Annotated in this window: 27 protein-coding genes and 3 tRNA genes; 13 read left to right on the forward strand and 17 right to left on the reverse strand. The window is 71.7% G+C overall.

Annotated features, from left to right (window positions below; translation table 11 throughout):
* The first annotated feature begins 33 nt into the window (after positions 1–33).
* Positions 34–1,137: a cyclophane-forming radical SAM peptide maturase AmcB gene (gene amcB / locus QCD66_RS00790; protein WP_375732709.1), complete on the forward strand. Its 1,104-nt coding sequence runs from the start codon at positions 34–36 to the stop codon at positions 1,135–1,137.
* Complete coding sequence (gene amcA, locus QCD66_RS00795) at positions 1,106–1,351, forward strand: multiple cyclophane-containing RiPP AmcA (RefSeq protein ID WP_364220855.1); 246 nt, start codon at positions 1,106–1,108, stop codon at positions 1,349–1,351. The genes amcB and amcA overlap by 32 nt, the downstream gene beginning before the upstream one ends.
* Positions 1,352–1,526: 175 nt before the next feature.
* On the opposite strand, the gene QCD66_RS00800 is transcribed toward amcA, so the two are convergent.
* Complete coding sequence (locus tag QCD66_RS00800; protein ID WP_212824688.1) at positions 1,527–1,739, reverse strand: DUF3073 domain-containing protein; 213 nt, start codon at positions 1,737–1,739, stop codon at positions 1,527–1,529.
* 234 nt (positions 1,740–1,973) lie between these two features.
* Positions 1,974–3,056: a Glu/Leu/Phe/Val dehydrogenase dimerization domain-containing protein gene (locus tag QCD66_RS00805; protein ID WP_357542261.1), complete on the reverse strand. Its 1,083-nt coding sequence runs from the start codon at positions 3,054–3,056 to the stop codon at positions 1,974–1,976.
* Positions 3,057–3,239: 183 nt separating this feature from the next.
* Here QCD66_RS00805 and QCD66_RS00810 point away from each other — a divergent pair, with 183 nt between their 5' ends.
* Both QCD66_RS00810 and QCD66_RS00815 read left to right on the forward strand, forming a co-directional pair.
* The gene (locus QCD66_RS00810) at positions 3,240–4,079 is read left to right on the forward strand and encodes a hypothetical protein (protein ID WP_364220859.1); all 840 of its coding nucleotides are present in this window, start codon (positions 3,240–3,242) and stop codon (positions 4,077–4,079) included.
* Positions 4,080–4,347: 268 nt separating this feature from the next.
* Positions 4,348–4,557 (forward strand): BldC family transcriptional regulator, encoded by a 210-nt coding sequence (locus QCD66_RS00815; RefSeq protein WP_007073996.1) that lies wholly within the window; start codon positions 4,348–4,350, stop codon positions 4,555–4,557.
* 108 nt (positions 4,558–4,665) lie between these two features.
* Here the strand turns inward: QCD66_RS00815 and QCD66_RS00820 are convergent, their stop codons facing one another.
* Entirely contained in the window at positions 4,666–5,046 is a 381-nt protein-coding gene (locus QCD66_RS00820; RefSeq protein ID WP_364220863.1) for a PPOX class F420-dependent oxidoreductase, read from the reverse strand.
* Between the two features lie 53 nt (positions 5,047–5,099).
* Here QCD66_RS00820 and QCD66_RS00825 point away from each other — a divergent pair, with 53 nt between their 5' ends.
* Positions 5,100–5,879, forward strand: coding sequence for a class I SAM-dependent methyltransferase (locus tag QCD66_RS00825; RefSeq protein WP_375732686.1), 780 nt, complete (start codon positions 5,100–5,102; stop codon positions 5,877–5,879).
* Between the two features lie 51 nt (positions 5,880–5,930).
* On the opposite strand, the gene QCD66_RS00830 is transcribed toward QCD66_RS00825, so the two are convergent.
* Positions 5,931–6,575, reverse strand: coding sequence for a TetR family transcriptional regulator (locus QCD66_RS00830; protein ID WP_375732687.1), 645 nt, complete (start codon positions 6,573–6,575; stop codon positions 5,931–5,933).
* A 140-nt stretch (positions 6,576–6,715) separates the two neighbouring features.
* Between QCD66_RS00830 and QCD66_RS00835 the strand changes: the two genes are divergently transcribed.
* Both QCD66_RS00835 and QCD66_RS00840 read left to right on the forward strand, forming a co-directional pair.
* Complete coding sequence (locus QCD66_RS00835; protein ID WP_375732688.1) at positions 6,716–7,276, forward strand: hypothetical protein; 561 nt, start codon at positions 6,716–6,718, stop codon at positions 7,274–7,276.
* Positions 7,273–8,628 carry a PrsW family intramembrane metalloprotease gene (locus QCD66_RS00840; RefSeq protein ID WP_375732689.1) on the forward strand — a complete coding sequence of 452 codons (1,356 nt, stop codon included), beginning with the start codon at positions 7,273–7,275 and terminating at the stop codon, positions 8,626–8,628. Before QCD66_RS00835 ends, QCD66_RS00840 begins: the two co-directional genes overlap by 4 nt.
* Before the next feature lie 98 nt (positions 8,629–8,726).
* Here the strand turns inward: QCD66_RS00840 and QCD66_RS00845 are convergent, their stop codons facing one another.
* The gene (locus tag QCD66_RS00845; protein ID WP_357542275.1) at positions 8,727–8,978 is read right to left on the reverse strand and encodes a hypothetical protein; all 252 of its coding nucleotides are present in this window, start codon (positions 8,976–8,978) and stop codon (positions 8,727–8,729) included.
* Between the two features lie 99 nt (positions 8,979–9,077).
* On the opposite strand from QCD66_RS00845, the gene QCD66_RS00850 reads away from it, so the two are divergent.
* Both QCD66_RS00850 and QCD66_RS00855 read left to right on the forward strand, forming a co-directional pair.
* Positions 9,078–9,935, forward strand: a complete 858-nt coding sequence (locus QCD66_RS00850) for a 3-hydroxyacyl-CoA dehydrogenase family protein (protein WP_375732690.1) — start codon at positions 9,078–9,080, stop codon at positions 9,933–9,935.
* Positions 9,932–10,669, forward strand: coding sequence for an enoyl-CoA hydratase/isomerase family protein (locus tag QCD66_RS00855; protein ID WP_357542279.1), 738 nt, complete (start codon positions 9,932–9,934; stop codon positions 10,667–10,669). Before QCD66_RS00850 ends, QCD66_RS00855 begins: the two co-directional genes overlap by 4 nt.
* Before the next feature lie 43 nt (positions 10,670–10,712).
* Here the strand turns inward: QCD66_RS00855 and QCD66_RS00860 are convergent, their stop codons facing one another.
* Both QCD66_RS00860 and QCD66_RS00865 read right to left on the reverse strand, forming a co-directional pair.
* On the reverse strand, positions 10,713–11,294 hold the full coding sequence (locus QCD66_RS00860) for a hypothetical protein (protein ID WP_364220883.1): 582 nt from the start codon (positions 11,292–11,294) through the stop codon (positions 10,713–10,715).
* A gap of 101 nt (positions 11,295–11,395) precedes the next feature.
* Positions 11,396–12,745, reverse strand: coding sequence for an ABC transporter substrate-binding protein (locus QCD66_RS00865; RefSeq protein ID WP_364220886.1), 1,350 nt, complete (start codon positions 12,743–12,745; stop codon positions 11,396–11,398).
* Between the two features lie 108 nt (positions 12,746–12,853).
* Between QCD66_RS00865 and QCD66_RS00870 the strand changes: the two genes are divergently transcribed.
* Together QCD66_RS00870 and QCD66_RS00875 are read left to right on the forward strand one after the other, a co-directional pair.
* A complete protein-coding gene (locus tag QCD66_RS00870; protein WP_364220889.1) occupies positions 12,854–13,267 on the forward strand; it encodes a hotdog fold thioesterase in 414 nt (137 codons plus the stop codon).
* Positions 13,268–13,430: 163 nt separating this feature from the next.
* Positions 13,431–13,820 (forward strand): hypothetical protein, encoded by a 390-nt coding sequence (locus QCD66_RS00875; RefSeq protein WP_357542287.1) that lies wholly within the window; start codon positions 13,431–13,433, stop codon positions 13,818–13,820.
* 31 nt (positions 13,821–13,851) lie between these two features.
* Here QCD66_RS00875 and QCD66_RS00880 read toward each other — a convergent pair whose 3' ends face one another.
* Positions 13,852–14,283 carry a hypothetical protein gene (locus tag QCD66_RS00880; RefSeq protein ID WP_364220892.1) on the reverse strand — a complete coding sequence of 144 codons (432 nt, stop codon included), beginning with the start codon at positions 14,281–14,283 and terminating at the stop codon, positions 13,852–13,854.
* 188 nt (positions 14,284–14,471) lie between these two features.
* Between QCD66_RS00880 and QCD66_RS00885 the strand changes: the two genes are divergently transcribed.
* Positions 14,472–15,194 (forward strand): DUF2786 domain-containing protein, encoded by a 723-nt coding sequence (locus QCD66_RS00885; protein WP_364220895.1) that lies wholly within the window; start codon positions 14,472–14,474, stop codon positions 15,192–15,194.
* A gap of 24 nt (positions 15,195–15,218) precedes the next feature.
* Here QCD66_RS00885 and QCD66_RS00890 read toward each other — a convergent pair whose 3' ends face one another.
* The 9 genes from QCD66_RS00890 to QCD66_RS00930 form a co-directional block, all read right to left on the reverse strand.
* Positions 15,219–15,629: a hypothetical protein gene (locus tag QCD66_RS00890; RefSeq protein ID WP_364220898.1), complete on the reverse strand. Its 411-nt coding sequence runs from the start codon at positions 15,627–15,629 to the stop codon at positions 15,219–15,221.
* A gap of 193 nt (positions 15,630–15,822) precedes the next feature.
* A tRNA-Phe gene (locus QCD66_RS00895) sits at positions 15,823–15,896 on the reverse strand.
* 103 nt (positions 15,897–15,999) lie between these two features.
* Positions 16,000–16,076 (reverse strand) — tRNA-Asp (locus QCD66_RS00900).
* Positions 16,077–16,101: 25 nt separating this feature from the next.
* Positions 16,102–16,174: transfer RNA gene (locus QCD66_RS00905), tRNA-Glu, on the reverse strand.
* 152 nt (positions 16,175–16,326) lie between these two features.
* Positions 16,327–17,175 carry a polysaccharide deacetylase family protein gene (locus QCD66_RS00910; RefSeq protein ID WP_375732691.1) on the reverse strand — a complete coding sequence of 283 codons (849 nt, stop codon included), beginning with the start codon at positions 17,173–17,175 and terminating at the stop codon, positions 16,327–16,329.
* A gap of 89 nt (positions 17,176–17,264) precedes the next feature.
* On the reverse strand, positions 17,265–18,206 hold the full coding sequence (locus QCD66_RS00915; RefSeq protein WP_375732692.1) for a MerR family transcriptional regulator: 942 nt from the start codon (positions 18,204–18,206) through the stop codon (positions 17,265–17,267).
* Positions 18,196–18,813: an isopentenyl-diphosphate Delta-isomerase gene (idi, locus tag QCD66_RS00920; protein ID WP_357542299.1), complete on the reverse strand. Its 618-nt coding sequence runs from the start codon at positions 18,811–18,813 to the stop codon at positions 18,196–18,198. Before idi ends, QCD66_RS00915 begins: the two co-directional genes overlap by 11 nt.
* Positions 18,810–20,291, reverse strand: coding sequence for a phytoene desaturase family protein (crtI, locus tag QCD66_RS00925; RefSeq protein ID WP_375732693.1), 1,482 nt, complete (start codon positions 20,289–20,291; stop codon positions 18,810–18,812). Before crtI ends, idi begins: the two co-directional genes overlap by 4 nt.
* A gap of 25 nt (positions 20,292–20,316) precedes the next feature.
* Positions 20,317–21,441 carry a polyprenyl synthetase family protein gene (locus tag QCD66_RS00930; RefSeq protein WP_375732694.1) on the reverse strand — a complete coding sequence of 375 codons (1,125 nt, stop codon included), beginning with the start codon at positions 21,439–21,441 and terminating at the stop codon, positions 20,317–20,319.
* Positions 21,442–21,508: 67 nt separating this feature from the next.
* Here QCD66_RS00930 and QCD66_RS00935 point away from each other — a divergent pair, with 67 nt between their 5' ends.
* Positions 21,509–22,420: a phytoene/squalene synthase family protein gene (locus tag QCD66_RS00935; RefSeq protein WP_364220912.1), complete on the forward strand. Its 912-nt coding sequence runs from the start codon at positions 21,509–21,511 to the stop codon at positions 22,418–22,420.
* Positions 22,421–22,424: the final 4 nt, after the last annotated feature.

Here is a 22,424-nt window from a genome sequence, read left to right on the forward strand (position 1 = left end):
ATCTTGACCGGCCAACGGCAGGTGTTCACGGGGATGCGCGGCATCGCCACGGTTCCGACCTACGTGGTGATGCAGCCGACCACCCTGTGCAACCTCGACTGCGCCTACTGCTACCTGCCGTTCCGCGCCGACGACCGGAAGATGTCGCCGGCGGTCGCCGCCGCGGTCGCCGGCCCGGTCAACGGGTGGTCCCGCGATTCCCGGTTCTCCGTCGTCTGGCACGGCGGCGAGCCGCTCGCGGCCGGCCGTGAGCACCTCACGGAACTGCTGCGGCCGTTCGCCCCGGACGTCGAACACCATCTCCAGACCAACGCGACCCTGATCGACGACGCCTGGTGCGAGTTCTTCGCGGCCAACGACATCCGGGTCAGCGTGAGCGTCGACGGGCCACGGGCCCGCAACGCCGACCGGGTGACGCGGGGCGGCCGGCCGTCGTACGACCGGATCCGGCGCGGCATCGAGGCGCTGCGCCGGCACGGCATCCCGTTCTCCGCGCTGTGTGTGGTCAACCGGCCCGCGCCGGGGCTGGCGACCGAACTGTACGACTACTTCCTCGACCTCGGCTGTGAGGTGCTCGGCATCAACATCGAGGAGACCGAGGGAGTGAATCTCCGTACGAACGATCATCCCGCGGCGGCGGTCCGTGCCTTCTGGGCCGAGCTGGTCGCCGCGTGGCGCCGCGATCCGCGGATCCACCTGCGCGAGGTCGAGTGGTCGCTGCGGTACGCGGCCGCGGTGCTCGACGGCACCGCCGACGCCGTCCTGCCGCGCCAGTTGGACCCGATTCCCACCATCGGGTACGACGGCTCGGTGGTGCTGCTCTCGCCCGAGCTGGCCGGGTTCTCCGACCCTCGCTACGGTGACTTCACCAGCGGAAACGTTCTGGCGACGCCGCTGCCGGAGATCCTGGCCACGGCGCACCGGCTCGGCTGGATCCGGGAGTTTCTCGACGGGGTGGAAGCCTGCCGGTCCAGTTGTCCCTATTTCGGGTTCTGCGGAGGCGCCCACGCTGCCAACCGTTTCTTCGAGCACGGGCGTTTCGACGGTACGCAGACCAACCACTGCCGCAACAGCAAGATCCGTCTACTGGAGGGAGTGTTGGACCATGCCCGAGACCACGAGCGTTCGGCAGCCTGATCACGTCGAGGACGAGGTTTTCGACCCGGTCGCCGAACGGGTGCACGGAACCCGGGCGGGACTCACCGCGCTGCTGCGCGAGGCGGAGGAGGCACGCGTCCGCCGTGCCGAGGTGACAGCACCGGGTGCTGCCGAGGGGTCCAGCGCGGTCTGTGCGTGGAACCACTTCGAGAACATCCCGACGTTCTACAACTGGAACAACCGGCCGCGCTGAGCTGGTTTGTCAGACACTTTCGGTGCAGCCGAACGAGGGCTTGTCACGGTCTGGGCGGGACGCCCACCGTGGCAAGCCCTCGATCACGTCGGAAACCGGGCTGGACGAAACCTGCTGTGCCCACGGACATACGTGAGCACGCGGGCGTTACCGCGTGCTCAGATGCGACCGGAGATCAGCGGGCCGGCGGCGACCAGTTACGGTCGTCGTCCGTGTCGTCCTCGTCATCGTCGTCGACATACTCTTTGTAGTCGTCGTCGAAGTCGCGGTCAGACTTCCCACTGCCCGCCAGTTCACGCTGCAGTGCAGTGAGGTCGGTGTTCGGGGAGTGGTACTTCAACTCCCGGGCCACCTTCGTCTGCTTGGCCTTAGCACGGCCGCGCCCCATGGCTCGACCCCCTCGCACAGAATTCGGGGCAGCCCGAAGGCGGGCCCCGATGACGTCAGGCATCTCTCGTGGCTCTTACGGTACATGGGGATGGCCAGGTTCGGCACCTCGGGTTACCTACCGGAGTCTCCGCGCGTCCTCGCAGATGGTCACGGTGCGCCTGATTTCGACCTGTAAGGAGCGGCATGGGAAGTCAGTCATGACCGGACGGGCTTCCGGCCGCTCCCACGACGGTCAGGACAGGTGGATCGTACGCAGCCTGCCCACCTCGGCCATCCGGCGCTCCGCGAGCCGGTCGGCGGCCGCCGCCGGCGGCACCCCCTCGGCGTCGGCCAGCCGGAGGATCTCCCGGGTGGTGTCGAAGATCCGGGTCGCCCGCAGTTTCGCCCGTTCGAAGTTGAACCCCTCGATCTCGTCGGCGACCTGGATCACTCCGCCCGCGTTCACCACGTAGTCCGGGGTGTAGAGGATGCCCCGGTCGGCGAGCAGCTTGTCGATCCCCGGGTGGGCGAGCTGGTTGTTCGCACCACCGGTGACCACCCTGGCCCGCAGGGTCGCCACGGTGTCGTCGTCGAGCGCACCGCCGAGCGCGCAGGGGGCGTACACGTCGATGTCGGCGGCGACCAGCGCCGCGGTGTCCGCGACCAGGTCGACCTGCGGGTACGTCTCGCGCGCCCAGCGCAGGGCGGATTCGCTGACGTCGGTCGCCACGACCGACGCGCCGTCGTCCAGGAGGTGGGCGGTCAGGTGCTTGCCGACCTTGCCCAGCCCGGCCACGCCGACCCGGCGGCCGGCCAGCGTCGGGCTGCCCCACACGTGCTCCGCGGCGGCCCGCATCCCCTGGAAGACACCCCAGGCGGTGAGGACCGACGAGTCGCCGGCGCCGCCGTGTTCGACACTGCGGCCGGTCACGAACCGGGTCTCGCGGGCGATCACGTCCATGTCGGCGACGTAGGTGCCGACGTCGCAGGCGGTGTAGTAGCGGCCGCCGAGCGACTGCACGAACCGACCGTACGCGCGCAGCAGCGCCTCGGACTTGTCCAGCTCGGGGTCGCCCCAGATGACGGCCTTGCCGCCGCCGAGGTCGAGGCCGGCGAGGGCGTTCTTGTACGCCATCCCGCGCGAGAGGTCGAGCACGTCGTTCAGTGCCGCGTCTTCGTTCGTATAGGGGTAGAAACGTGTGCCGCCCAGCGCGGGGCCGAGCGCGGTGGAGTAGATGCCGATGATCGCCTTGAGACCGGTGTGCCGATCCTGGCAGAAGACGACCTGCTCGTGCCCGGCCGGATCCTGGCCGCCGGTGCTGGTGAATACGCCCATGCTTGCTCCTGGTGACGGTGTGTGCCCTTGTGGGGCACGGACCTCGGGGTGGTGCCCGGCGGGGTGTTGCCGGTGCCGCCGAGCCTAGGCCCGGTCGGGAGGGCCCGCCAGGCGCCCTGGGCCATTCGAACCGATCGGTGGTGCTGTAAGCAGCGAAGTTCCGTTTCGTGGGAGGATCGCGCCGTGCCGTCGCTCTTCGCTTCGTATCTCCGGGTCTACGAGCCGCTGACCGCCTTCGATCGGGAGCGCCAGGTCTTCTGGCGCCGGTACGTCAGACAGGGGCGGGCGGTGGCGCCGCTGGACGGCCCGGTGCGACAGCGTACGGCGGTGATCGAGGCGCTCGGTGCCGGCTGGAGCAGGCTGCCCGACCTGCCCGAAGAGGCTTACGTGCTGGAGACCGACGACACCCTCCTGGTCTGCCCGTGGAACCTGCGGGTACGGGTGGCCGAGGCGGCGCTCAGTGCCCGGGACGGCGTCCCGTCGGTGCTGGCCGACGCGTTCGTCCCGCCGATCCTGGCCGGCCAGGCCAAGGCGGTGATCGACGACTGGCGCAGCGGTGCCCGGGTGCTGGAGCACGGGGTGCCCCGGGTGCACGAGCAGATCTCCACCTGGGGCGTGCCGCTGCGGTGGTTCGTCTTCGTCGACGCCGAGGAGCGGGAGTTGACGTTGCGGGCGGGCGGCCGGGCGCTGCGCTACCGCACCGAGATCTCGAAGGCTCGGCGGCGGGCGTCCCGGGGCCTGTCGGTGTTGCGCAAGTCGGTGGGTGACGCGCCGATCACCCAGGCGGTGGAGGAGGGGGCCCGGTGGCTGGAGGAGTTCCACCCGCGTTCGGTCGTCGAACTCGACTACGGCGGCCTCGTCGACCTGCTCGACGATGAGGCGCTGGAGGGTGACGACTCGCCCCAACTGGTGGCGGCCGGGCTCGCCGGGCTGTCCCGGGGCAACAGCGAGGCGGCCACGAAGGCTTACGAGACCCTGGTCGCGCGGTGGCGGGACGTCCAGCTCAGGGAGCGCCGCAACTAGTCCGAAAATGCCCCAATCGTCCGCGCTGAGAGCGCTCCCAAAGCGAGGATCGCTCGTAGTGGGTACGCTACCAACGGTGAGCAACTGTCCCAATAAGGCGGTTTCTGGTATATAAAATTTGGATAAATCGGTCATTGTTCGTCCGTCTATCCAGGGACCTTCGGCCGTTCGGCCCATGTCGGACATCGGGGACTAGCCGGACCATGGGATACGCGTCGGCCGGCGGGACCCCGGCCGATGTTCTTAGGTACCTGTGGAGGAGTGACCGATGGCGTCGCGTACGCATGAACCAGAGCCGCTACTCACACCGGCCGAGGTCGCGTCGATGTTCCGTGTCGACCCGAAGACCGTGACCCGGTGGGCGAAGGCGGGCAAGCTCAGCGCAATCCGCACGTTGGGCGGCCACCGTCGCTACCGCGAGTCGGAGGTTCGCGCCCTGCTGCAAGGCCAGATCCCCCAGCAACGCCAGGGCGACTGAAAAACTCGGTCGATCGATCGTCGGTAAGGGACGGAACCCGCACGGGGAAGATGCGGGTGCCGTCCCTTCTCCGTGTCGGATCACCGACCGGCTCCACGTCGCCAGCTCTCAGGGGACCAGCACGATCCGGATGCCGACCGTGCCGTGCGCGCCCCGGCGGATCCGGCTGCCGAGCATGACCAGCCGGCCGAAGACCCCGTACTTCTTCTTCAGCAGTCCACGCACCCGCTCGGTGCTGGCCGGGTCGATCAGACTCGCCCGCGCGGGCACCTGCGGGCCGTGTGGCTTCCCCCGGACGTCGCAGGCCGCGACGGTGGCCTCGCCGCTGCGCCGGATCCGCTTCACCTTGCCCGAGTCGGCGACCGTCCAGACGGCGAGGCTGTCGCCGTCCCGCACCGCCCACACCGGAGTCGCCACCGCCCGGCCGTCCTTGCGGAACGTGGTCAGCAGGACGTACTTCTCGTCGCCGAGGCTTTCGAGGTCGGTCACGACAGCAAGGGTACGTCCCATCGATCGCCCGTACCGTCGGTAGTGTCAAGCTGGTGAAGGGTGAGCCGACGATCGGCGACGCGTTCGGCGAAGTCGTCCGGGACGCGCTGGCGGTGGCCACCGGCATCGGGCCGCGCCCGCTGGTCGGCGGGCGGCTGCCCCGCCCCGTCATCGAGATCATCGAGCGCGACGACGGCCTGATCAACGGCGCGCCGGCCGCCCACTACCTGGCCGGACCGGACGAGTGGCAGCCGTACGACCACCGGGCGGTCGACCGGGTCCACGGCGAGACGCTCGACATCGGGGTCGGCGCCGGCCGGATCGCCCTGCGGTTACAGGACCGCGGCGTCGCGGTCACCGGCCTGGACGTCTCCGCGGGGGCGCTGGCGGTGTGCCGGAAGCGGGGCGTACGCAGCCTGGTGCACGGCACCGTCGACCGGCACGCCTCGGACGGCCGCCGCTACGACACGTTCCTGCTGCTCGGCAACAACCTGGGCCTGCTGGAGGGGCGCGAACGGGCACCGGGGTTCCTCGCCGCGCTGGCGGCGATGGCCCGGCCCGGCGCGCAGGTGATCGCCCACGGCACGAATCCGTACGGCACCAGCGATCCGGTGCACACCTCCTACCACGAGGCCAACCGGGCCCGGGGCCGGCTGGGCGGGCAGTTGCGGCTGCGGGTGCGCTACCGGGAGTTGAGCACGCCCTGGTTCGACTACCTGGTCTGCACCCCCGACGAGTTGGCCGGGATCGTGCACGGCACCGCGTGGCGGCTGGTCGACGTCGACATCACCGACGCCCCGTACTACCTGGCCACGCTGCGGTTGGGGAACTGAACCGGCGGCCGGCCGGCAGGTGCTGACAGGGCCGAGAGGGCCGACAGGCGGTCAGCGTGGCGGCGGGGTGGCCGGGATGCCGGCGGTCAGGGCCGCGAACGCGGCCCGGCGGATTCTGGACGCCGGTCCGACCGGTCCGGCGTCGGCCGGCTCCGGCTCGGCGAGCCCGGCGCACAGCGCGACGTCCCACGAGGTGACGGCCGCCCCCGCCACCAGCAGCGGGTACGGATGGTGCGGTGGCAGGCCGGTGCGTTCGGCGACGAAGTCGACGACCACCTGCCGCAGGTCGTTCATCAGGGTGAGGTACATGCCGATCAGCGACGGCTGCTCGTCCATCAGCCGGATCCGCCGGGTGATCTGGCGTTGCTCGGCGGCGTCCAGGTCGAGGGCGTCGAGCACCGCCGCGACGGCCTCCAGCGGCGGCTGGTCGACCGCGGTCGCGGCGAGTTCGGTACGCAGCCGGGCCAGCCGCTGGTGGGCGACGTCGCCGAAGAGCACGTGCTGCTTGGACGAGAAGTAACGGAAGAAGGTGCGTACGGCGACCCCGGCCGCCTCGGCGATCTCCTCGACCGTGGTCTGCTCGTAGCCCTTCGCCGCGAACAGGGCGAGGGCCGCCTCCTCCAGCGCCGTACGGGTCTCCTGTTTACGCCGCTCGCGACGGCTCGGCGGCAGGCCGGAGCCGGGAGACGTCGTCATGTCCACATGGTGGCACGGCCGATCATGATCAACTGAATCCGGACCGGCCGCCGCTGTCCGTGTCCCGGCCGATACTTTTCCTTCGTATCCTGGCGGACACTTTCCTCCGGATCGCGGCTGACAGGCGCTAGCGTCAATGTATGAAGGTGGCGCGGCGGCTACTGCGTAACCTCGCCGGCAGCCTGGGAATCCTGGGCGCGCTCGGCATCGTCACCGTGGGGCTGCCTGCGATCGACCGCGCCATTCCCGCCGTGCGTCCGGTCGCCGCCGGGGTGCCCTATCCGGTCGGCGCCGGTGTCACCGTCGTACCGCCGCCCGGTGCCATGGTCGACGTCACGCAGACCCGGCCCTCCGGGGAACGCGGCACCGCCCTGTTCCTCATCGGCCCGGTCCGCTACGCGATCGTCGTCACCCCCTTCGACGGCGATCTCGCCGCGGCGGCCGCCCGGCTCGAACGGAAGATCACCGAAGTACGCGGCTACCAGATCACCGGCACCCAGCTCGGTGTCTCCACCGTCGGCGGGCTGCACGGCATCCAGGGCGGCTACATGGCGCCCGGCCGGGGCGGTCGCTACGCCGTCTTCCTCACCGGCGGACTCTCCATCGAGGTGACGGTCGCCGGCAGCCATCCCGAGTTCGGCGGCCTGGCCGCCGCCGTCGAGGCCAGCACCCGGTCGATCACCGTCGTGGAGGCCGCGTGACCCTCGGACCGCCACCGCCCCGCGCCGTCCAGTCCGTCCACCCCGCACCGTCCGGTTTCGACCTCCGGCAGGCCGTACCGCTGCCCGCCTTCTGGCTGTTGGTCGTCCTGCTGCTGGCCGGCCTGGTCCGGATCGGCACCCTGCTGTGGGCGGCGTTCACCGAACATCCCGTCGCGACCTCGGTCGCCGTCGGGCTGTTCGCCCTCTACGCCGTACCGTTCTGGATCTGCGTACGAGCCCTGGACTACTTCGAACGCGAACCGCCGGTGCTGCTCGTCGCGGCGTTCGCGTGGGGCGGCCTGGTGGCGACCAGCGCGGCCATCCCCGGCAGCGCCGCCCTGCACAACCTGCTGGCCAAGCTGCACTCCACCGAGTTCACCGCCGCCTGGGGAGCGGCGGTGGCCGGCCCGACCGTCGAGGAACTGGTCAAGACCCTCGGCGTCGTCGCGATCGTGCTCGTGGCCCGTACCCAGGTCAACAGCGTTCTCGACGGGGTCGTCTACGGCGCCCTGGTCGGGCTCGGTTTCCAGGTCGTCGAAGACGTCATCTACGCCGTGAACGCGGTCGTCATCGCCGGCCGCGGCGACGAGGTGACCCCGGTGGTGGCCACCTTCTTCGTCCGCGGCTTCCTCGCCGGACTGTGGAGCCACACACTGTTCGGTGCCCTGGCCGGCGCCGGCATCGGCTACGCCGTCGTCCGGCGGGACCGCTCCCGCCCGGCCCGCTGCGCGATGGCCGGGCTGGCCCTGGCCGGCGCGTGGGCCTGTCACTTCCTGTGGAACTCGCCGCTGCTCGCCGACGGGCCGGGCACCGGCGGCTTCGGGCTGCTGCTGGTGCTGCTCGCCAAGGGCGTGCCGTCGCTGGTCCTGATCCTGCTGCTGGTCCGGGTGGCCCGGCACCGCGAGGCCGACTACTACACGGCGCAGCTCGCCGCGCTCGACGATCCACGGATCGCCACGCCCGGCGAGCTGCGCGCGCTGGCCCTGGGACACCTGCGCGCCGACGCCCGGCGGCACGCGCAGCAGCGGGCCGGCCATCCGGCCCGCACGGCCGTACGGCGGCTACAGCACGCCCAGGCCCGGCTGGCGGTCGAACTCAGCCGGGCCGGCGCGGCCGTGGCCCGGACGCCCGACGTAGCGGTGCCGGACCCGGCCGGGCTGCCGGCCGCCGTCGACCGGTGGCGCGCAGAGGTGCTGACCCAGCGTGATCAGCTCCGGGAGTTGGGCCACCCGGAGGCGGTGGCACCCGGACCGGCCCAGGGACCCGGCCGGCGGATCGGTGCGGCGGTCGGGCTGGCGGTGCTCGTCCTGGCCGTGGCATGGGCGGCCCTCAGCTGGCTCGGCGCCGCCTGACGCCTGCCCAGCCCCCCTGACGCCTACCCGGCCCCGCCGGTGCCGCCTGCCCGGCCCCGCCTGGTGCCCGGCCCGGCGGGCGACGCCTGTCGCGGTCGTCAGACCGTCACCGGGGGATGACCGCCGTCGCCGTCGACCACCTCCTCGGGCGTGCCGTCCTCGTCGATGTCGACCATGGTGATGTCGACCTTGCCGTCACCGTCGGTGTCGAACTGGAAGAGGTCCGCCTTGCCGTCACCGTCGGTGTCCACCACCCAGACGTCGGCCTTGCCGTCGTTGTTGGTGTCCGCCGCCAACAGTTCGATGCGCTCGTCGCCGCGCGTCTCGACGGTTTCCTGCGGTTCGCTCATCAACGGACCTCCATCAGACGATCTTTCTCGGTACGGATACCCGTTCACGCTAGGGCCCCGTCCTGGCGTACGCGACCCGGGCTGCATAGGGTCGCTGGCATGAACGATCGTTTTGTCGTCGTCGGCGCCGGCACCATGGGGCTCGGCATCGCCTACGTCGCCGCCGGCGCCGGCTTCCACGTCGAACTCGTCGAGGTCGACCGGGACCGGGCCGACGCGGCCATGGCGAAGCTGGGCGGGCTGTGGCAGCGGGCGGTCGAGCGCGGCAAGCTCACGGCGGCGCAGGCGGACGCCGGCCGTACCCGGGTGGTGCCGCGCGGCGACCTCGCCGAGGTGGCCGACGGGCCCGACGTGGTCGTCGAGGCCGTGCCCGAACGCCTCGACCTCAAGCGGTCGGTGCTCGCCGCCGCCGAGGCCCGGCAGTCCGCGCTGCTCGCCAGCAACACGTCCAGCATCTCCATCGGCAGCCTCGCCGAGGGGCTGGCCCGGCCCGAACGCTTCGCCGGGCTGCACTTCTTCAACCCGGTCTGGGCGATGACACTGCTGGAGATCGTGGTCGGCCCGGCCACCGCCGACGGGACCACCGCGGCTGCCGTCGCGCTCGCCGGCCGGCTCGGCAAGGACCCCGTCGTCGTACGCGACCTGCCCGGCTTCGCCACCTCCCGGCTCGGCGTCGCCCTCGGGCTGGAGGCGATCCGGATGGTCGCCGACGGGGTCGCCAGCCCGGCCGACATCGACAAGGCGATGGTGCTCGGCTACCGGCACCCGGTCGGCCCTCTCGAACTCACCGACCTCGTCGGGCTCGACGTACGGCTGGACATCGCGCGCACCCTCCAGCGGGCGTACGGCGACCGGTTCGTCCCGCCCCCGCTGCTCGTCGAGATGGTCGCCGCCGGCCGGCTGGGCAAGAAGACCGGACAGGGCTTCTACGACTGGGAGAACGGGAGGCGGGCATGAGCATCGCCGTCGAGGAACGCGCCGACCGGGTCGTGGTCACCCTGGACCGGCCGGAGAAGCGCAACGCTATCGACGCCGACATGGTCGACGCGCTGCACGGCGTCTGCGCCCGGCTGGAACGGGAGCCGAAACCGCTGCTGCTCACCGGCGGCGCCGACGGCGTCTTCGCCGGTGGGGCCGACATCGCGCAACTGCGCGAACGGGGCCGGCTGGACGCGCTCGCGGCGATCAACGCTGGTGTCTTCGCCCGCATCCGGGCCCTGCCCCTGCCGACCGTCGCCGCCGTCGACGGGCCGGCGCTGGGCGGCGGCGCCGAGCTGGCGTACGCCTGTGACCTGCGGGTCTGCACGGCCCGGGCGTTCTTCGGCCAGCCCGAGGTACGGCTGGGAATCATGGCCGGCGCCGGGGCGACCCACCGGCTGCCGGCCCTGGTCGGTGAGGCCCGGGCCAAGGAGATGCTCTTCACCGGCCGGCGGGTGGGTGCCGAGGAGGCGGCCCGGATCGGGCTGGTCAACCTCGTCGTCGACGAGCCCGGCGAGCTGCTTGCCGCGGCCCACGGCCTGCTCGACGAGATCGTGAAAGGCTCGCCGCTGGCGTTGCGGCTGACCAAGCTCGCCGTCGACGCGCCGCCGGCCGCCCACCCGCACGTCGACCTGGTCGGTCAGGCGGTGCTCTTCGAAGACGAGGAGAAGCGCCGCCGGATGACCGACTTCCTGGAACGGAAAAGCCGGTGAGCCAAAGCTGGCCCACCGGCTTTCCGCCGCGTCGTTACGCCGGTCAGCTGGCCGCGTACGGGTTGGTGGTCGGGTCGATGTAGTTGACCTGGTCGGCGACACCGTCGAAGTTGGTGTCGCGGATGACCTGGTCGGTCACACCGTTCTCGTTGGTGTCGGTGGCGACCACGTCGACCCGGCCGTCGAAGTTGGTGTCCTGCACGACCATGTCCGGCGTGCCGTTGAAGTTGGTGTCGGCGACCACGTGGTCGACGTAGCCGTCGGCGTTGGTGTCGGTGCCGACGATGTCGATCATGCCGTCGGCGTTGCTGTCGATACCGACCGCGTCGACCGTGCCGTTGTCGTCGTAGTCACGCAGGATCGTGTCCAGGTGGCCGTCACCGTCGGTGTCGACCAGGACCGCGTCGGCGTTCCCGTCGCCGTCGAAGTCCTGGGTCACCATGTCGGCGACGCCGTCGCCGTCGGTGTCGGTGATGGTCTCGGTCGAACCGTCGACGTTCTGGATCACGATGGAGTTGGGCTCGTAGGACAGCGGCTCCTGCCCCGCGTCGGTCTCCGAGCCGAAGCCTTCGGTGTCGGTGGTCGGCTCTTCGAGGTCGAGGCCCGGGTCGCTGTACTCGCTCATTGTCTTGCCCTTTCGATCATCATCTCTCGCGGTGTTGATGAAACCGTACGGTGCCCGGACCAGCCGAGGAATCACGGAAACGTGCCACTACCGGGTGGCCGTCAGTGCCGCAGCGGTACGTCCGCTGCGGCAAGCGCCTTGATGACTTCGGCTGACTCCGCGAACCCGATGACCAGGGCGGCCTCCGGCGCGAATTCCTTGATCTCCTGTGCCCCGGCGGAGAAATCCACCGGTGGTCCGTCGGCACCCGCGGGCGGATCGTAGGTCAGCAGCCGGATCCGGTCCGGCGCCACTCCGGTCCGCTCCAGTTCGGCCCGGACGTTCTCCTGCAACCCCTGGCCGTACGAGTCCTTGCGGGCCACGATCACGATCCGGTTCGGGCCGTCCCGCAGGATGACGTCGGCCAGCGCCCGCCCCTGGAGGATGTCCGAAGGCGCGGTACGGAAGTAGAGGCCCTTGTCGTCCACGGTGCTCAGGCCGGCGTCGGTGTTGCACGGCGAGAAGAGGATCAGGCCGGCGGCGACGACGTCGGGCAGTACGGCCCGTGAGATTCCGGAGGCACCGGCGCCGATGATGACATGGGCACCCTTGGCGACATGCCCCCGAACGGTCTGCCGGGCCTTGTCGACGTTGGTGCCGTCGTCGCCGTCGAGCCACTCCACGTCCGTGCCGAGCACCCCGTCGGCGGCGTTGATCTCACGGATCGCCAGGGCCGCGCCGGCGGCCAGTGGCGGATAGGCGAGGGCCAGGTCACCGGTGCGCGGCAGCAGGCCGCCGATCTTCAGCGGAGCGCCGGCCCGCTGGTTCCCGCCGGAGCTTTCCCGCTTCGGCGGCGGCGGCGCGACAGTGCTGGTGGTGGTTTCGTCGCCGGCACCGATGAACTCCGTCTTGCCGTCGTCGAGTTCGTTGTCCGAACCGAAGTGCACGGTGGCGTAGCTCGCGGTCGACGGCTCCCCGGCGTCGGTGAATCCGCCCCGCTTCAGCGATACGCCCCTGTACTGGATGTCGGTGCCGGCCCGGGCGAGCTTCAGGCACTCGGCGACGGTGTCGCAGATCTCGCCGCCGGTGGTGACCCCGTTGATCTGCTTGGCGATCTCGGCCGGGGCGGTCGTGCCGGCGAGCTGGGTGGCGAGCGCACTGATCACGACCGCGTCGTACGTCTCACCGGAGTAGATGTAGTCGTCGAGGTCGGGGTCGACGGATGCGAGTCGTTCGATGAAGTCGGCGGACAGCGGCGTGAGGGGCTTGGTCCCCTTCATGCCGGCCAGGATTCCCGGCTGTCCCTCGAATTCCGTGGCGAACGAATTGATCATATTGCCGTCGGAGCCGTATAGCCTGACCAGGGATTCCGTCGTTTCCTCGGGCTCGGCCGTACCACAGCCGGTGGCGCCCAACAGGAACGCGGCGCAGACGGCCAGGGCGCCACTGCGCCTGCCGCGTGACACGGGCATCGGATCGTCCTCCCCTCGGCGAAGCTCCGTGGGCACACTAGCGTGCCAGCGGCCGGAACTGTGACCGTGGTCGCAGGTCAGCGCTTTACCTGCGGGTAACCTTCCGGCGTGGACGCCGACAGTCAACTCGCGGCCGAACTCGCCGCCGCGCCCGGCGCACTCGCCGAGCGGATGGGCATCACGCTGGTCGAACTGACCCCGGAGCGGGTGGTCGGCTCGATGCCGGTCGAGGGGAACACCCAGCCGATGGGTCTGCTGCACGGCGGGGCGTCGTGCGTCCTCGCCGAGACCCTCGGATCGGTGGGAGCCGCACTGCACGGCGCCACCATCGGCCGGCCCGCCGTCGTCGGTGTCGACATCAACGCCACCCACCACCGGGCGGTCAGCGCCGGTACGGTCACCGGCGTCGCCGTCCCGCTCCGCCGTGGCCGCACCGTCTCGACGTACGAGGTGGTCATCAGCGACGACAAGGGGAACCGGGTCTGCACCGCCCGGCTGACCTGTCTCCACGTTTCGGCCTGAGGCTCACCGTCCGGGAGTGCCGCCTTGACGGTGCGTCATACCCTTCCGCATGTGACTGAGCACGGGCGAAGTCATCGCCCGAGGTGCCGGAGAGCGGCATCAGCGCGGGCGGGGCAGGTCGAAATCGCCGCTCACGGCGTCGGACATGAAGCGAGGTGACGGCGTGACGGAAGTACCCCAGGAGGCGCTCGACGACGCCGCCAAGGTGCTGCACCTTGCCCTGGACGGCGACACCGACGCCGTCGTCGGCACGCTCGACGCGGTCGTCGACCGGGCCGGCGTGGTCGGTGCCTACGACGTCGCGTGGTGCCTGGCGGCCTCGATGGTCGGCGACGACCTCCGGCTCGGCCGGTGGACGCTGGAGTTCCCCGACATCGACGAGGCGGCGTACGACGCCCGCTGGGTCGCCCGTTTCCTCAGCGCGTACGCCAACGGCGACGTCTCGACGGGCGAGGCGCTCTTCGGCGCCGCCCTGGCCGACGGCCAACTGCCGGACTGTCTGCTCACCCTGGCCGGCTCGGCGGTCGCCACGCTGCGCAAGCGGGTGGCCTGACGGCGGCCACCCGCGATCGCGCGGCGGTGGATCAGAACGCGACCTGAACCTCCAGCGGGGTGTACTGGTAGAAGTTGTTCGAGAGCCGCACCCGGAACGGCACCCCGTCACGCACGTTGGTCGCGACCGTGAACCAGCCCGACTTGGCCGGGATGTAGGTCCAGTAGTTGCACCCGCTCGTCGTGTTCACGAAGATCACGCAGGCGTTGGTGCCGTACGTGCTGAAGTTGCGGATGTTGACGTCGACACAGCGGTTGGTGGTCCGGTAGGTGCCCACCTCGCCACCCCAGGCGCCGATCGAGAACTTCGAGCGGACCGCGCCGCCGTAGCAGGTGGCCAGCAGCGAGGCCTCGCCGGCTGTGCGGGGGATCGGTTCGGCGTACGCCGGTGGGCTGCCGAGCCCGACCGCGGTGAGAACTGACAGCGTCACGCAGGCGAGCAGGTGCTTGACCTTCTTGGGCATCCACGTCTCCGGGGTCGAGGGTCACCGTCTGTCATGGACAGACTTCCTGTGGCGACGATCGTAGTTACCGTGGTCCATGTCCGCTGCCCCGTCGCATGCCCCGGACCCGGCCCGGACGCACCGGCCGGGCGTGGTGCCGACGATGCTCACCCCGGACCGGCGGCCCGGGCCTGTGGTAGCTGTTGTGCATGTCCGACGCGATCCTCGCCAAGGTGCGCAAACTGCTGGCCAAGGCCGAAGACCCGGCCTGTACGGCCGCCGAGGCGGAGGCGTTCACCGCCAAGGCCACCGAGTTGATCGCGCGGTACGGCGTCGACCGGGCCCTGCTCGCCGCCCGTGACCCCGCCACCGACCCGGTCGGCGACCGGGTGCTCGACCTGCTCGCCCCGTACGCCCTCGACAAGGCCGGCCTGCTCGCCGCGGTCGCCACCGCGCTGCGCTGCCGGTGCGTACGCCGCCGGGTCGGCAGCGGGTTCGCCATGCACCTCTTCGGCTTCGGCAGCGACCTCGAACGCGTCGACCTGCTCTTCACCTCGCTGCTGGTGCAGGCCGCCCACGGGCTGGCCGCCGCCGACGTACCGGCCGGGGAGCAGCCGGCGGCGTTCCGGCGGTCGTGGCTCGCGGGGTTCGCCGCCGTGGTAGCCGAGCGGCTGCGCGACGCCGAGGCCGCCGCGGCCGCGTCGACCGTCACCGACTCCGGCCCGTCGGTGGCGCTTGTGCTCGCCGACCGCTCCGACCGGGTGGACCGGCGGATCGCCGAGGTCTATCCCAGGCTGCGGACCGCCGGCCGGCGCCGTCTTGCCGGCAGCGGCATGAGTCAGGGCGCCGCCGCCGGCCGGGCCGCCGACCTGGGTGGCACCCGGCTGGACCGGGGGCGGCCGGCACCGCTCGCGGGCCGGCGGCGCGGTTGAGACGTCAGCGCTGCGGCAGAGCCGTCAGCGGAGCATGCCCATGTTGTGCCGGGTGACCCCGCGGGCCGCCGTCAGCGGGCCGACGACCATGTAGACGACCCAGGTCAGGGGCAGCGTCACGAGGCCGATCACGATGCCGATGAGGAAGATGTTGATCCAGAAGAAGACCCAGTAGGACACCATCAACGCGATCCCCAGCCCGATCTGCCGGGCGTAGAGGTTGCCCACCCCGAAGATGCCGAAGATGCCGAGCACGAGTTCGAGCGCGACGGCGGCGCCGGCCGACTTGGCGGCGATCGGGACGACCGGGATCACGCCGTACGGCAACGTGGGCGGCGCGGAGTTCGGCGGCGACCAGTGCGGCGGTTGGGGGATGGGCAGGTTGGCTGGGGGCGCGGAGTACTGCGGCTGCTCGGGGAACTGCTGGTACGTCATCGCGACGGCCTCGCTACCGGATGTCAGGACGGGGTCCCGATTGTCGCACCCGCCGGCACCTCCGATGTCCATCGCAGCGGCAGGGGCAACGGACCGTCCAGCTGAAAATCGGAAGGTTTGCGGTGCTGACAAAGCAAAGCGCCGACCGGCGTTTCCGCTGGTCGGCGTTGCTGTAGCCCGGCGAAAGGCTATGTGGCCAGAGGCGGGGTCGAACCGCCGACCTTCCGATTTTCAGTCGGACGCTCGTACCAACTGAGCTATCTGGCCGTGTTGCTCGGTTCATGGTACCCGTCTCGTGGTGTGACCGCGCGGCGGGTGCCAGTCTCCGAAACGCAGAACGCCGCGCGTAGACACGCGCGGCGAGCGGCGCTGGCGGTCCTGACGGGACTTGAACCCGCGACCTCCGCCTTGACAGGGCGGCGAGCACTCCAACTGCTCCACAGGACCTTGCTGCTCCGGCTAGGCCGGAATGTGCCCCCAACGGGATTCGAACCCGTGCTACCGCCTTGAAAGGGCGGCGTCCTGGGCCGCTAGACGATGAGGGCGGCCCCGCCATCATCGCACATCGCGACTCCAGCGGTAGAGCTCCCATCCGGCGGCGCCGGAGGCTTGGAAAGCATACGTGATGCCCCGCCCCAGAACCAAACCGATACCGCTCATCTCGCGATCATGCCGCTGACCTGCGGAAACACCGTGATCAAGTGTCGAGCAGGATGATCTCGTACCGGTCCTGGAGTTTGCCGATCAGCCCGGCACAGGCGTCCAGCGTCGCCGCCCGGTCGCCACCCCCGTCGTGCAGCAGCACGATGGAGCCGGGCCGGGCCTTCTTGAGCACCCGTTCGGTGATCTCGGATGCTCTGGTCTTCTTCTCCCAGTCCCGTGGGTCGACGTCCCAGTCGATGGAGGCCATCCCCAACTCCTCGGCGACCGAGATCGCCGCCTCGGTCCACCGGCCACCCGGGTGCCGGAAGAAGGGGATCCGGGCGTCCGGTACCGCCCGCCGGATCTCCCGGTTGGTGCGCTCCAGGTTGGCCCGGATCTCCGCCGGTGGGCGGTTGCCGAGGTCGAGTTCGTGATGCCAGGTGTGGTTGCACAGGGTGTGCCCCTCGCGGACGATCCGGGCGACAAGAGCGGGGTGGCGGTGTACCTGTGAGCCGACGACGCAGAACGTCGCCCTGACCCGGGCCGCCCGCAGCCGGTCGAGCACCTTCGGTGTCCAGACCGGGTGCGGCCCGTCGTCGAACGTCAGCGCCACTCCCTTGCGTCCGGTCGTGCGCCGTACCGGCAGTGGCGCCGGAGTCGTGCTCGTGGTCGCGGTCGGTCCGGGCGTGGCCGCCGCCGACCGGGTGGCGGCCGGCGTACCGGTCGGCGGTGCACTCGACGGTGTCGCCGGCCGGGACGGTGTGCCGTCGGGCGCCGGGATTCCGGTCGCCGGTGGCGCCGTCCGGAAGGTGGGGTGGCTGGTCGGGCGGGAGGCTATCCAGCCCGCGCCGAGCAGCAGCGCGAGTACGACCACGCCGGACCCGAGGGCGGCACGTTGCTTCATCGTCGGCTCCCGAGGGGAAATTCGGGCAGGACGTCGGGCTCACGCTAGCCCACCGCCGACGGCGTGCGATACCGGATAGACGACTCCGATCAGCCGGTTACCGGGCGATCCGGCACGGCCACCGCGCCGGCGAGAACGACCGCCTCGGTGAGGTCTGCCGGGGACCGCACCCCGGCGGGAAGCGGGCCGGCCGCCCAACCGGGACCGGCCGCCATCACCAGCAGCGGGCGGCGGGGCACGGACAGTACGGCCGCCAGTTGCTCGGTACGCGCGGTGGCGGGGGCGTGCGACCACACGACGACCACCGCCGGCCCGGTCCGGTCCACGGCGTCCACCAGGGCGACGGTCGGCACCCGTGCGCCGAGCAGCCGGCAGCCGACGCCGGCCTGCGCCAGCGCGGCGGCGAGCGCCTCCAGCGGCAGGCTGTGTTGCTCCTCGTCGGCACAGGACAGCAGGATGCGGGCTGCTTCGGCCGGCCGGCGTACGGCGCCGAGGACCTCCGACACGCAGCGGGACAGCAGGTGCTCGACCTCGATCAGGCGGGACGTGGTCGCGTACCGCTCGCCGATCCCGACCAGGACGGGCCGCAGCATCTCGTCCCAGGTCCGGACGACGCCGTGGGCGGCCACCTGCCGTTCGATGAGCTCCCGCATGGCGGTCGAGTCGAGCCGCATGGCGGCGCGGGCCAGGCCGCGGGCGGCCGGACCGGCCCGGCCGACCGGGATGGCGAAGCCACCGCCGGCCCGGCCGGCGGCCCCCTGGCGGGGGGCCGCGTTGCGAGAGGTGTCGGGCCTGGGCGCGACCGTGGTACGGCGCGCCCAGCCGGCCGCTTCGGCCGGCGTGACACCCTCGGCGGTCAGCCGCCGCATGACCTCCAGCCGGGCGAGGTCCTCGGCGGTGTAGCGCCGGTGGTGCCCGGGCACGTGCTGGCTCGGCCCCAGGCCGTACCGCTGGTGCCAGGTGCGTAGCGTCGTCACGGCGACGCCGAGCCGGCGCGCGACGGCGCCCGCGCTCAGGGCGTCATCGCCCACCTGACCGCTCCGGCGCTTCGTCGATGGTGGCGCCGGAACCCGGTACGACGATGCCGTCCGCTCCCGCCCGCCCGGGGCTGAAGAGCCGGTCGGTGACGCCGGCGAGCCACGGCGCGTGCTGCCGCGGCTGTTCGGCGAGCCCGGTCAGCAACTCCTCGCGGGTCACCCAACGCACGTCGGCCACCTCTTCGGGAGCCGGGGCCAGGGTCGTGCCGGGGGGAAGTTCGGCCCGCAGCACGTGGTCGTACTCGAACTCGACCCGGCCGGTGGCGGGGTCCTCGGCGTAGTAGACGTAGACGCCGACCTCGGTGAGGTCGACCGGCGGTATGCCCAGTTCCTCGCCGAGCCGCCGGTTGGCGGCCTCGGCCAACGACTGGCCCGGCGCCGGGTGCCCGCAGCAGCTGTTGGCCCAGCGCAGCGGGAACCTGGTCTTGACGGCGGCCCGCTGCTGGAGCAGGACCCGGCCGGTCGGGTCGACCAGGAAGACCGAGAACGCCCGGTGCAGCCGGCCCGGCGGACGGTGGGCGTCGTCGACGGTGCACTCGCCGATCGGGTTGCCGGTGTCGTTGACCAACTCGACCAGGTGTGCCTCGCGGGAGAGGGTCACCGGGTGCCTCCCGTCACTCGGCCGGCGGCGAGCTTGCCGGAGATCAGCACCATCGGCACGCCCACACCGGGTTGTGTCCCAGATCCTACGAAGACCACGTTGGACAGCGTGGGGTGCAGGTTGTTCGGGCGGAAGGGGCCGGTCTGGAAGAGGCTGTGCGCGGCGGCGAACGGGGTGCCCGCCGCCATGCCCTGGTCGGCCCAGTCGGCGGGGGTGACCACCCGGGACACCTCGACGCCGGCCCGGAAGTCGCGGTAGCCGCGCGCCTCGAGCGTACGCATCAACTCGTCCGCGTAGCGCGTGGGCAGGTCGCCGCGCCAGTCGAGCCGGCCCCGGTCGAGGTTCGGCACCGGCGCCAGCACGTAGTAGGTCTGCCGCCCGGCGGGCGCGACCGACGGGTCGGCCCGGCTCGGGTTGGTGACCAGCAGTGACGGGTCGGACATCAGCTCGCCCCGCTTGATGATCTCGTCGAAGGTGCCCTTCCACGGCCGGCCGAAGTGGATGTTGTGGTGGGCGATCTTCGAGTAGGGCTGCCGGGAACCGATGTGCAGCACCACGCAGGACGGCGAGTGGCGCAGCCGCCGGTAGCGGGCGGCCGGCAGTAGGTCGCGGTAGGCGACCGGCAGGTCGGGGTTGAGTACGACGACGTCGGCGGGGACCCGCTCGCCGTCGGCGGTGATCACCGCGCTGGCCCGGCCGGCCGAGGTCTCCACCCGGGTGACCGTGGTGCCGTAGCGAATCTGTACGCCGTGCTTCTCCGCCGCCCCGGCCAGGGCCCGGGGTACGGCGTGCATCCCGCCACGCGGGTAGTAGACCCCGGCGACCGAGTCGAGGTAGGCGATCACCGCGTAGATGGCGAGCGCGTCGTGCGGGGCCAGGCCGGCGTACATGGCCTGGAACGAGAAGATCCGCCGGGTCCGGGGATCGGTGAAGAACTGGTTGATCTTGGTTTGCAGCCGGCGGAACGCGCCGGTCGAAAGCAGCCGGAGCAGGTTGGCGGTCAGCAGGTCGCGGGGGCTGTCGAAGTTGCGGTCGATGAAGTCGGTCCGCTCCAGCTGCCACAGGTCGCGGGCGAAATCGACGAACCGCAGGTAGCCGTCGGCCTCCCGGGGACCGCACACCCGCGAGATCTCGGCCGCCATCCGGGCGGTGTCGGTGATCACGTCGAGGGTGGAGCCGTCGGGGTAGTAGGCCCGGTAGGCGGGGTCGACCGGGGCGAGGTCGAGCCAGTCGGTCAGCTCCTCGCCGACGGCGGCGAGCGGCTCGGCGATCAGGTCGGGCATGGTCAGCACGGTCGGCCCGGTGTCGAACTCGTAGCCGTCGACGCTGAGCCGGCCGGCCCGCCCGCCGGGCACCGGCTCCCGCTCCAGGACGGTGACCTGACGACCGCTGCCGGCCAGGTGCAGGGCCGCGGCGAGGCCGCCGAGCCCGGCACCGACGACGACCACCCGATCGGTCGGTCCGCTCACCTTGCGCATTGGGCCACCCCTCTCCGGGCCTCCATCATGCCCGCCGATCCGTGGCCCGTACGGCGAGGTCGGCCAGTGCCCGACGGGCGACCGGGTCGATCGGCGCGGTTCCGATCGAGTCGAGCGCGTCGGCGACCCGCGCCTCGATCATCTGCTCGACCCGGGCGGTGGCGCCGGTGGCGGTGACCACCTCGGCGAGCCTGCCGACCCCGACCGTGCCCGCCCGCCCCCGGGCCAGCTCGGCCCGTTGCGCGGCGGTGGCGAACTGGTCGGCGAGCAGCAGCAGCACCGTCGGCTTGCCGGTACGCAGGTCGTCGCCGGCCGGCTTGCCGGTGCGCCGCGGGTCGCCGTACACGCCGAGGAGGTCGTCGCGGAGCTGGAACGCCTCGCCGACGGCGATTCCGTACCGGCTGTAGGCGGCGGTGACCGGCCCGGCCGGCCCGGCGGCACCGCCGGCGAGTGCCGCGCCGAACAGCAGCGGGCGCTGCACGGTGTAGCTGGCGGTCTTGTGCCGGGCCACCCGCAGCGCCCGGTCGACCGACCAGTTGGCGGCGTCGGTGTCGCCGAGGATGTCGAGGTACTGCCCGGCGATCGCCTCGATCCGCATCTGGTCGTAGCAGCGGCGGGCGGCCAGCACCGAGGCGGCCGGCAGGCCGGCCCCGGCGAGCAGCCGGTCGGCCCACACCAGGCAGAGGTCGCCGACGAGCACGGCGCCGGCCGTGCCGAAGTGGTCCGGGTCGCCGGTGCGCCCGGCCGCGACGTGCTGGTCGGCGAGCACCCGGTGCGCGGTGGGCCGGCCGCGCCGGGTGGCGGAGCGGTCCATGACGTCGTCGTGCACGAGGGCGAACGCGTGCAGCAGCTCCAGCGCGGCCAGCGCCGGAAGGGTGGACGCGACCGGCTGGTGCGCGCGGACCCCGCGCCAGCCCCAGTGGGCGAAGACCGGGCGCAGCCGCTTGCCGCCGGCGAGTACGCAGTCGCGGGCGGTGCGGGCGAGGTCGCCGAGGGCGGGGTCGATCTCCTCGATCGCGGCCACCTCGGAGTCCAGGAAGTCGATCAGGGTCTGCTCGATCAGCCCGATCAGCTCGCTGGGAGACGGAGCGGGCGGGGGCGCAACGGGGCGGGCATCACCCGGGAACGTCGGGAGTGTGTCGTTGGCCACGACGCCGAGCGTACCCTAGAGTTGCGAGTTGCGTCGATTGCTGCGTCGATCTATCCGAGGAGGTCCCATGGAGACAGATCTTGCCGCGGCCTATGAACGCTGCCGTGAGCTGCACAAACGGCACGGACGCACCTACTATCTCGCGACCCGGCTGCTGCCGGCCTGGAAACGTCGGCATGTCCATGCGCTGTACGGGTTCACCCGCTACGCCGACGAGATCGTCGACCGGACCGGCGACGCGTCGGTCGCCGAGCGGACCGCCCGGCTCGACGCCTGGTCCGCCCGGTTCCTCGCCGGCCTGCACGGCGAGCCCGTCGACGACCCGCTGCTGCCCGCCGTGCTGCACACCATCGCGGTCTTCCAGCTCGACCGGGCCGACTTCGCGTCGTTCCTGCGCAGCATGGCGATGGACCTCACCATCACCTCGTACGCCAGCTACGACGACCTGCTCGACTACATGGAGGGGTCGGCGGCCGTGATCGGCACGATGATGCTGCCGATCCTCGGCGCGGCCGACCCCGCCGCCGCCCGCGAGCCGGCCCGCCAGCTCGGCTTCGCCTTCCAGCTCACCAACTTCATCCGCGACGTCGGCGAGGACCTGGCCCGCGGCCGCACCTACCTGCCCGACGAGGACCTCGACAAGTTCGGGGTCGGCCGCGCCGACCTGGTCACCGCCGCCCGCGACGGCCGCGGCACCGCCCGGACCAGGGAGCTGATCGAGTACGCCGTCACCCGCGCCCAGGCGCACTACGCCGCCGCCGCCCCCGGGGTGGCGATGCTGGCCCCCGCCTCCCAGGCGTGCGTGCGCACCGCGTTCGCTCTCTACGGGGGCATCCTCGACGAGATCGCCGCCGCCGGTTACGACCCCTTCGTCCGCCGGGCGACCGTCCCGGGCCGCCGTCGGGCCGCCGTCGCCGCCCGGTCGCTGCTGGCCCGGCCGGGCACCCCGGTCGCCGTACCCGGTCCGTCGCCGCGGTGAGGTC

It is taken from the genome of Polymorphospora sp. A560, from assembly GCF_045781765.1.
GTDB classification, from domain to species: domain Bacteria; phylum Actinomycetota; class Actinomycetes; order Mycobacteriales; family Micromonosporaceae; genus Polymorphospora; species Polymorphospora lycopeni.

Coding starts and splice junctions, on each gene's coding strand:
- QCD66_RS00845 (WP_357542275.1), bottom strand. CDS start 8,978: ATGAGCGAACCGCAGGAAACCGTCGAGACGCGCGGCGACGAGCGCATC.
- QCD66_RS00835 (WP_375732688.1), top strand. CDS start 6,716: ATGAAGGTGGCGCGGCGGCTACTGCGTAACCTCGCCGGCAGCCTGGGA.
- QCD66_RS00855 (WP_357542279.1), top strand. CDS start 9,932: ATGAGCATCGCCGTCGAGGAACGCGCCGACCGGGTCGTGGTCACCCTG.
- amcB (WP_375732709.1), top strand. CDS start 34: ATGCGCGGCATCGCCACGGTTCCGACCTACGTGGTGATGCAGCCGACC.
- QCD66_RS00860 (WP_364220883.1), bottom strand. CDS start 11,294: ATGAGCGAGTACAGCGACCCGGGCCTCGACCTCGAAGAGCCGACCACC.
- QCD66_RS00850 (WP_375732690.1), top strand. CDS start 9,078: ATGAACGATCGTTTTGTCGTCGTCGGCGCCGGCACCATGGGGCTCGGC.
- QCD66_RS00815 (WP_007073996.1), top strand. CDS start 4,348: ATGGCGTCGCGTACGCATGAACCAGAGCCGCTACTCACACCGGCCGAG.
- QCD66_RS00885 (WP_364220895.1), top strand. CDS start 14,472: ATGTCCGACGCGATCCTCGCCAAGGTGCGCAAACTGCTGGCCAAGGCC.
- QCD66_RS00935 (WP_364220912.1), top strand. CDS start 21,509: ATGGAGACAGATCTTGCCGCGGCCTATGAACGCTGCCGTGAGCTGCAC.
- QCD66_RS00805 (WP_357542261.1), bottom strand. CDS start 3,056: ATGGGCGTATTCACCAGCACCGGCGGCCAGGATCCGGCCGGGCACGAG.
- QCD66_RS00890 (WP_364220898.1), bottom strand. CDS start 15,629: ATGACGTACCAGCAGTTCCCCGAGCAGCCGCAGTACTCCGCGCCCCCA.
- QCD66_RS00800 (WP_212824688.1), bottom strand. CDS start 1,739: ATGGGGCGCGGCCGTGCTAAGGCCAAGCAGACGAAGGTGGCCCGGGAG.
- QCD66_RS00910 (WP_375732691.1), bottom strand. CDS start 17,175: ATGAAGCAACGTGCCGCCCTCGGGTCCGGCGTGGTCGTACTCGCGCTG.
- QCD66_RS00830 (WP_375732687.1), bottom strand. CDS start 6,575: ATGACGACGTCTCCCGGCTCCGGCCTGCCGCCGAGCCGTCGCGAGCGG.
- QCD66_RS00880 (WP_364220892.1), bottom strand. CDS start 14,283: ATGCCCAAGAAGGTCAAGCACCTGCTCGCCTGCGTGACGCTGTCAGTT.
- amcA (WP_364220855.1), top strand. CDS start 1,106: ATGCCCGAGACCACGAGCGTTCGGCAGCCTGATCACGTCGAGGACGAG.
- crtI (WP_375732693.1), bottom strand. CDS start 20,291: ATGCGCAAGGTGAGCGGACCGACCGATCGGGTGGTCGTCGTCGGTGCC.
- QCD66_RS00865 (WP_364220886.1), bottom strand. CDS start 12,745: ATGCCCGTGTCACGCGGCAGGCGCAGTGGCGCCCTGGCCGTCTGCGCC.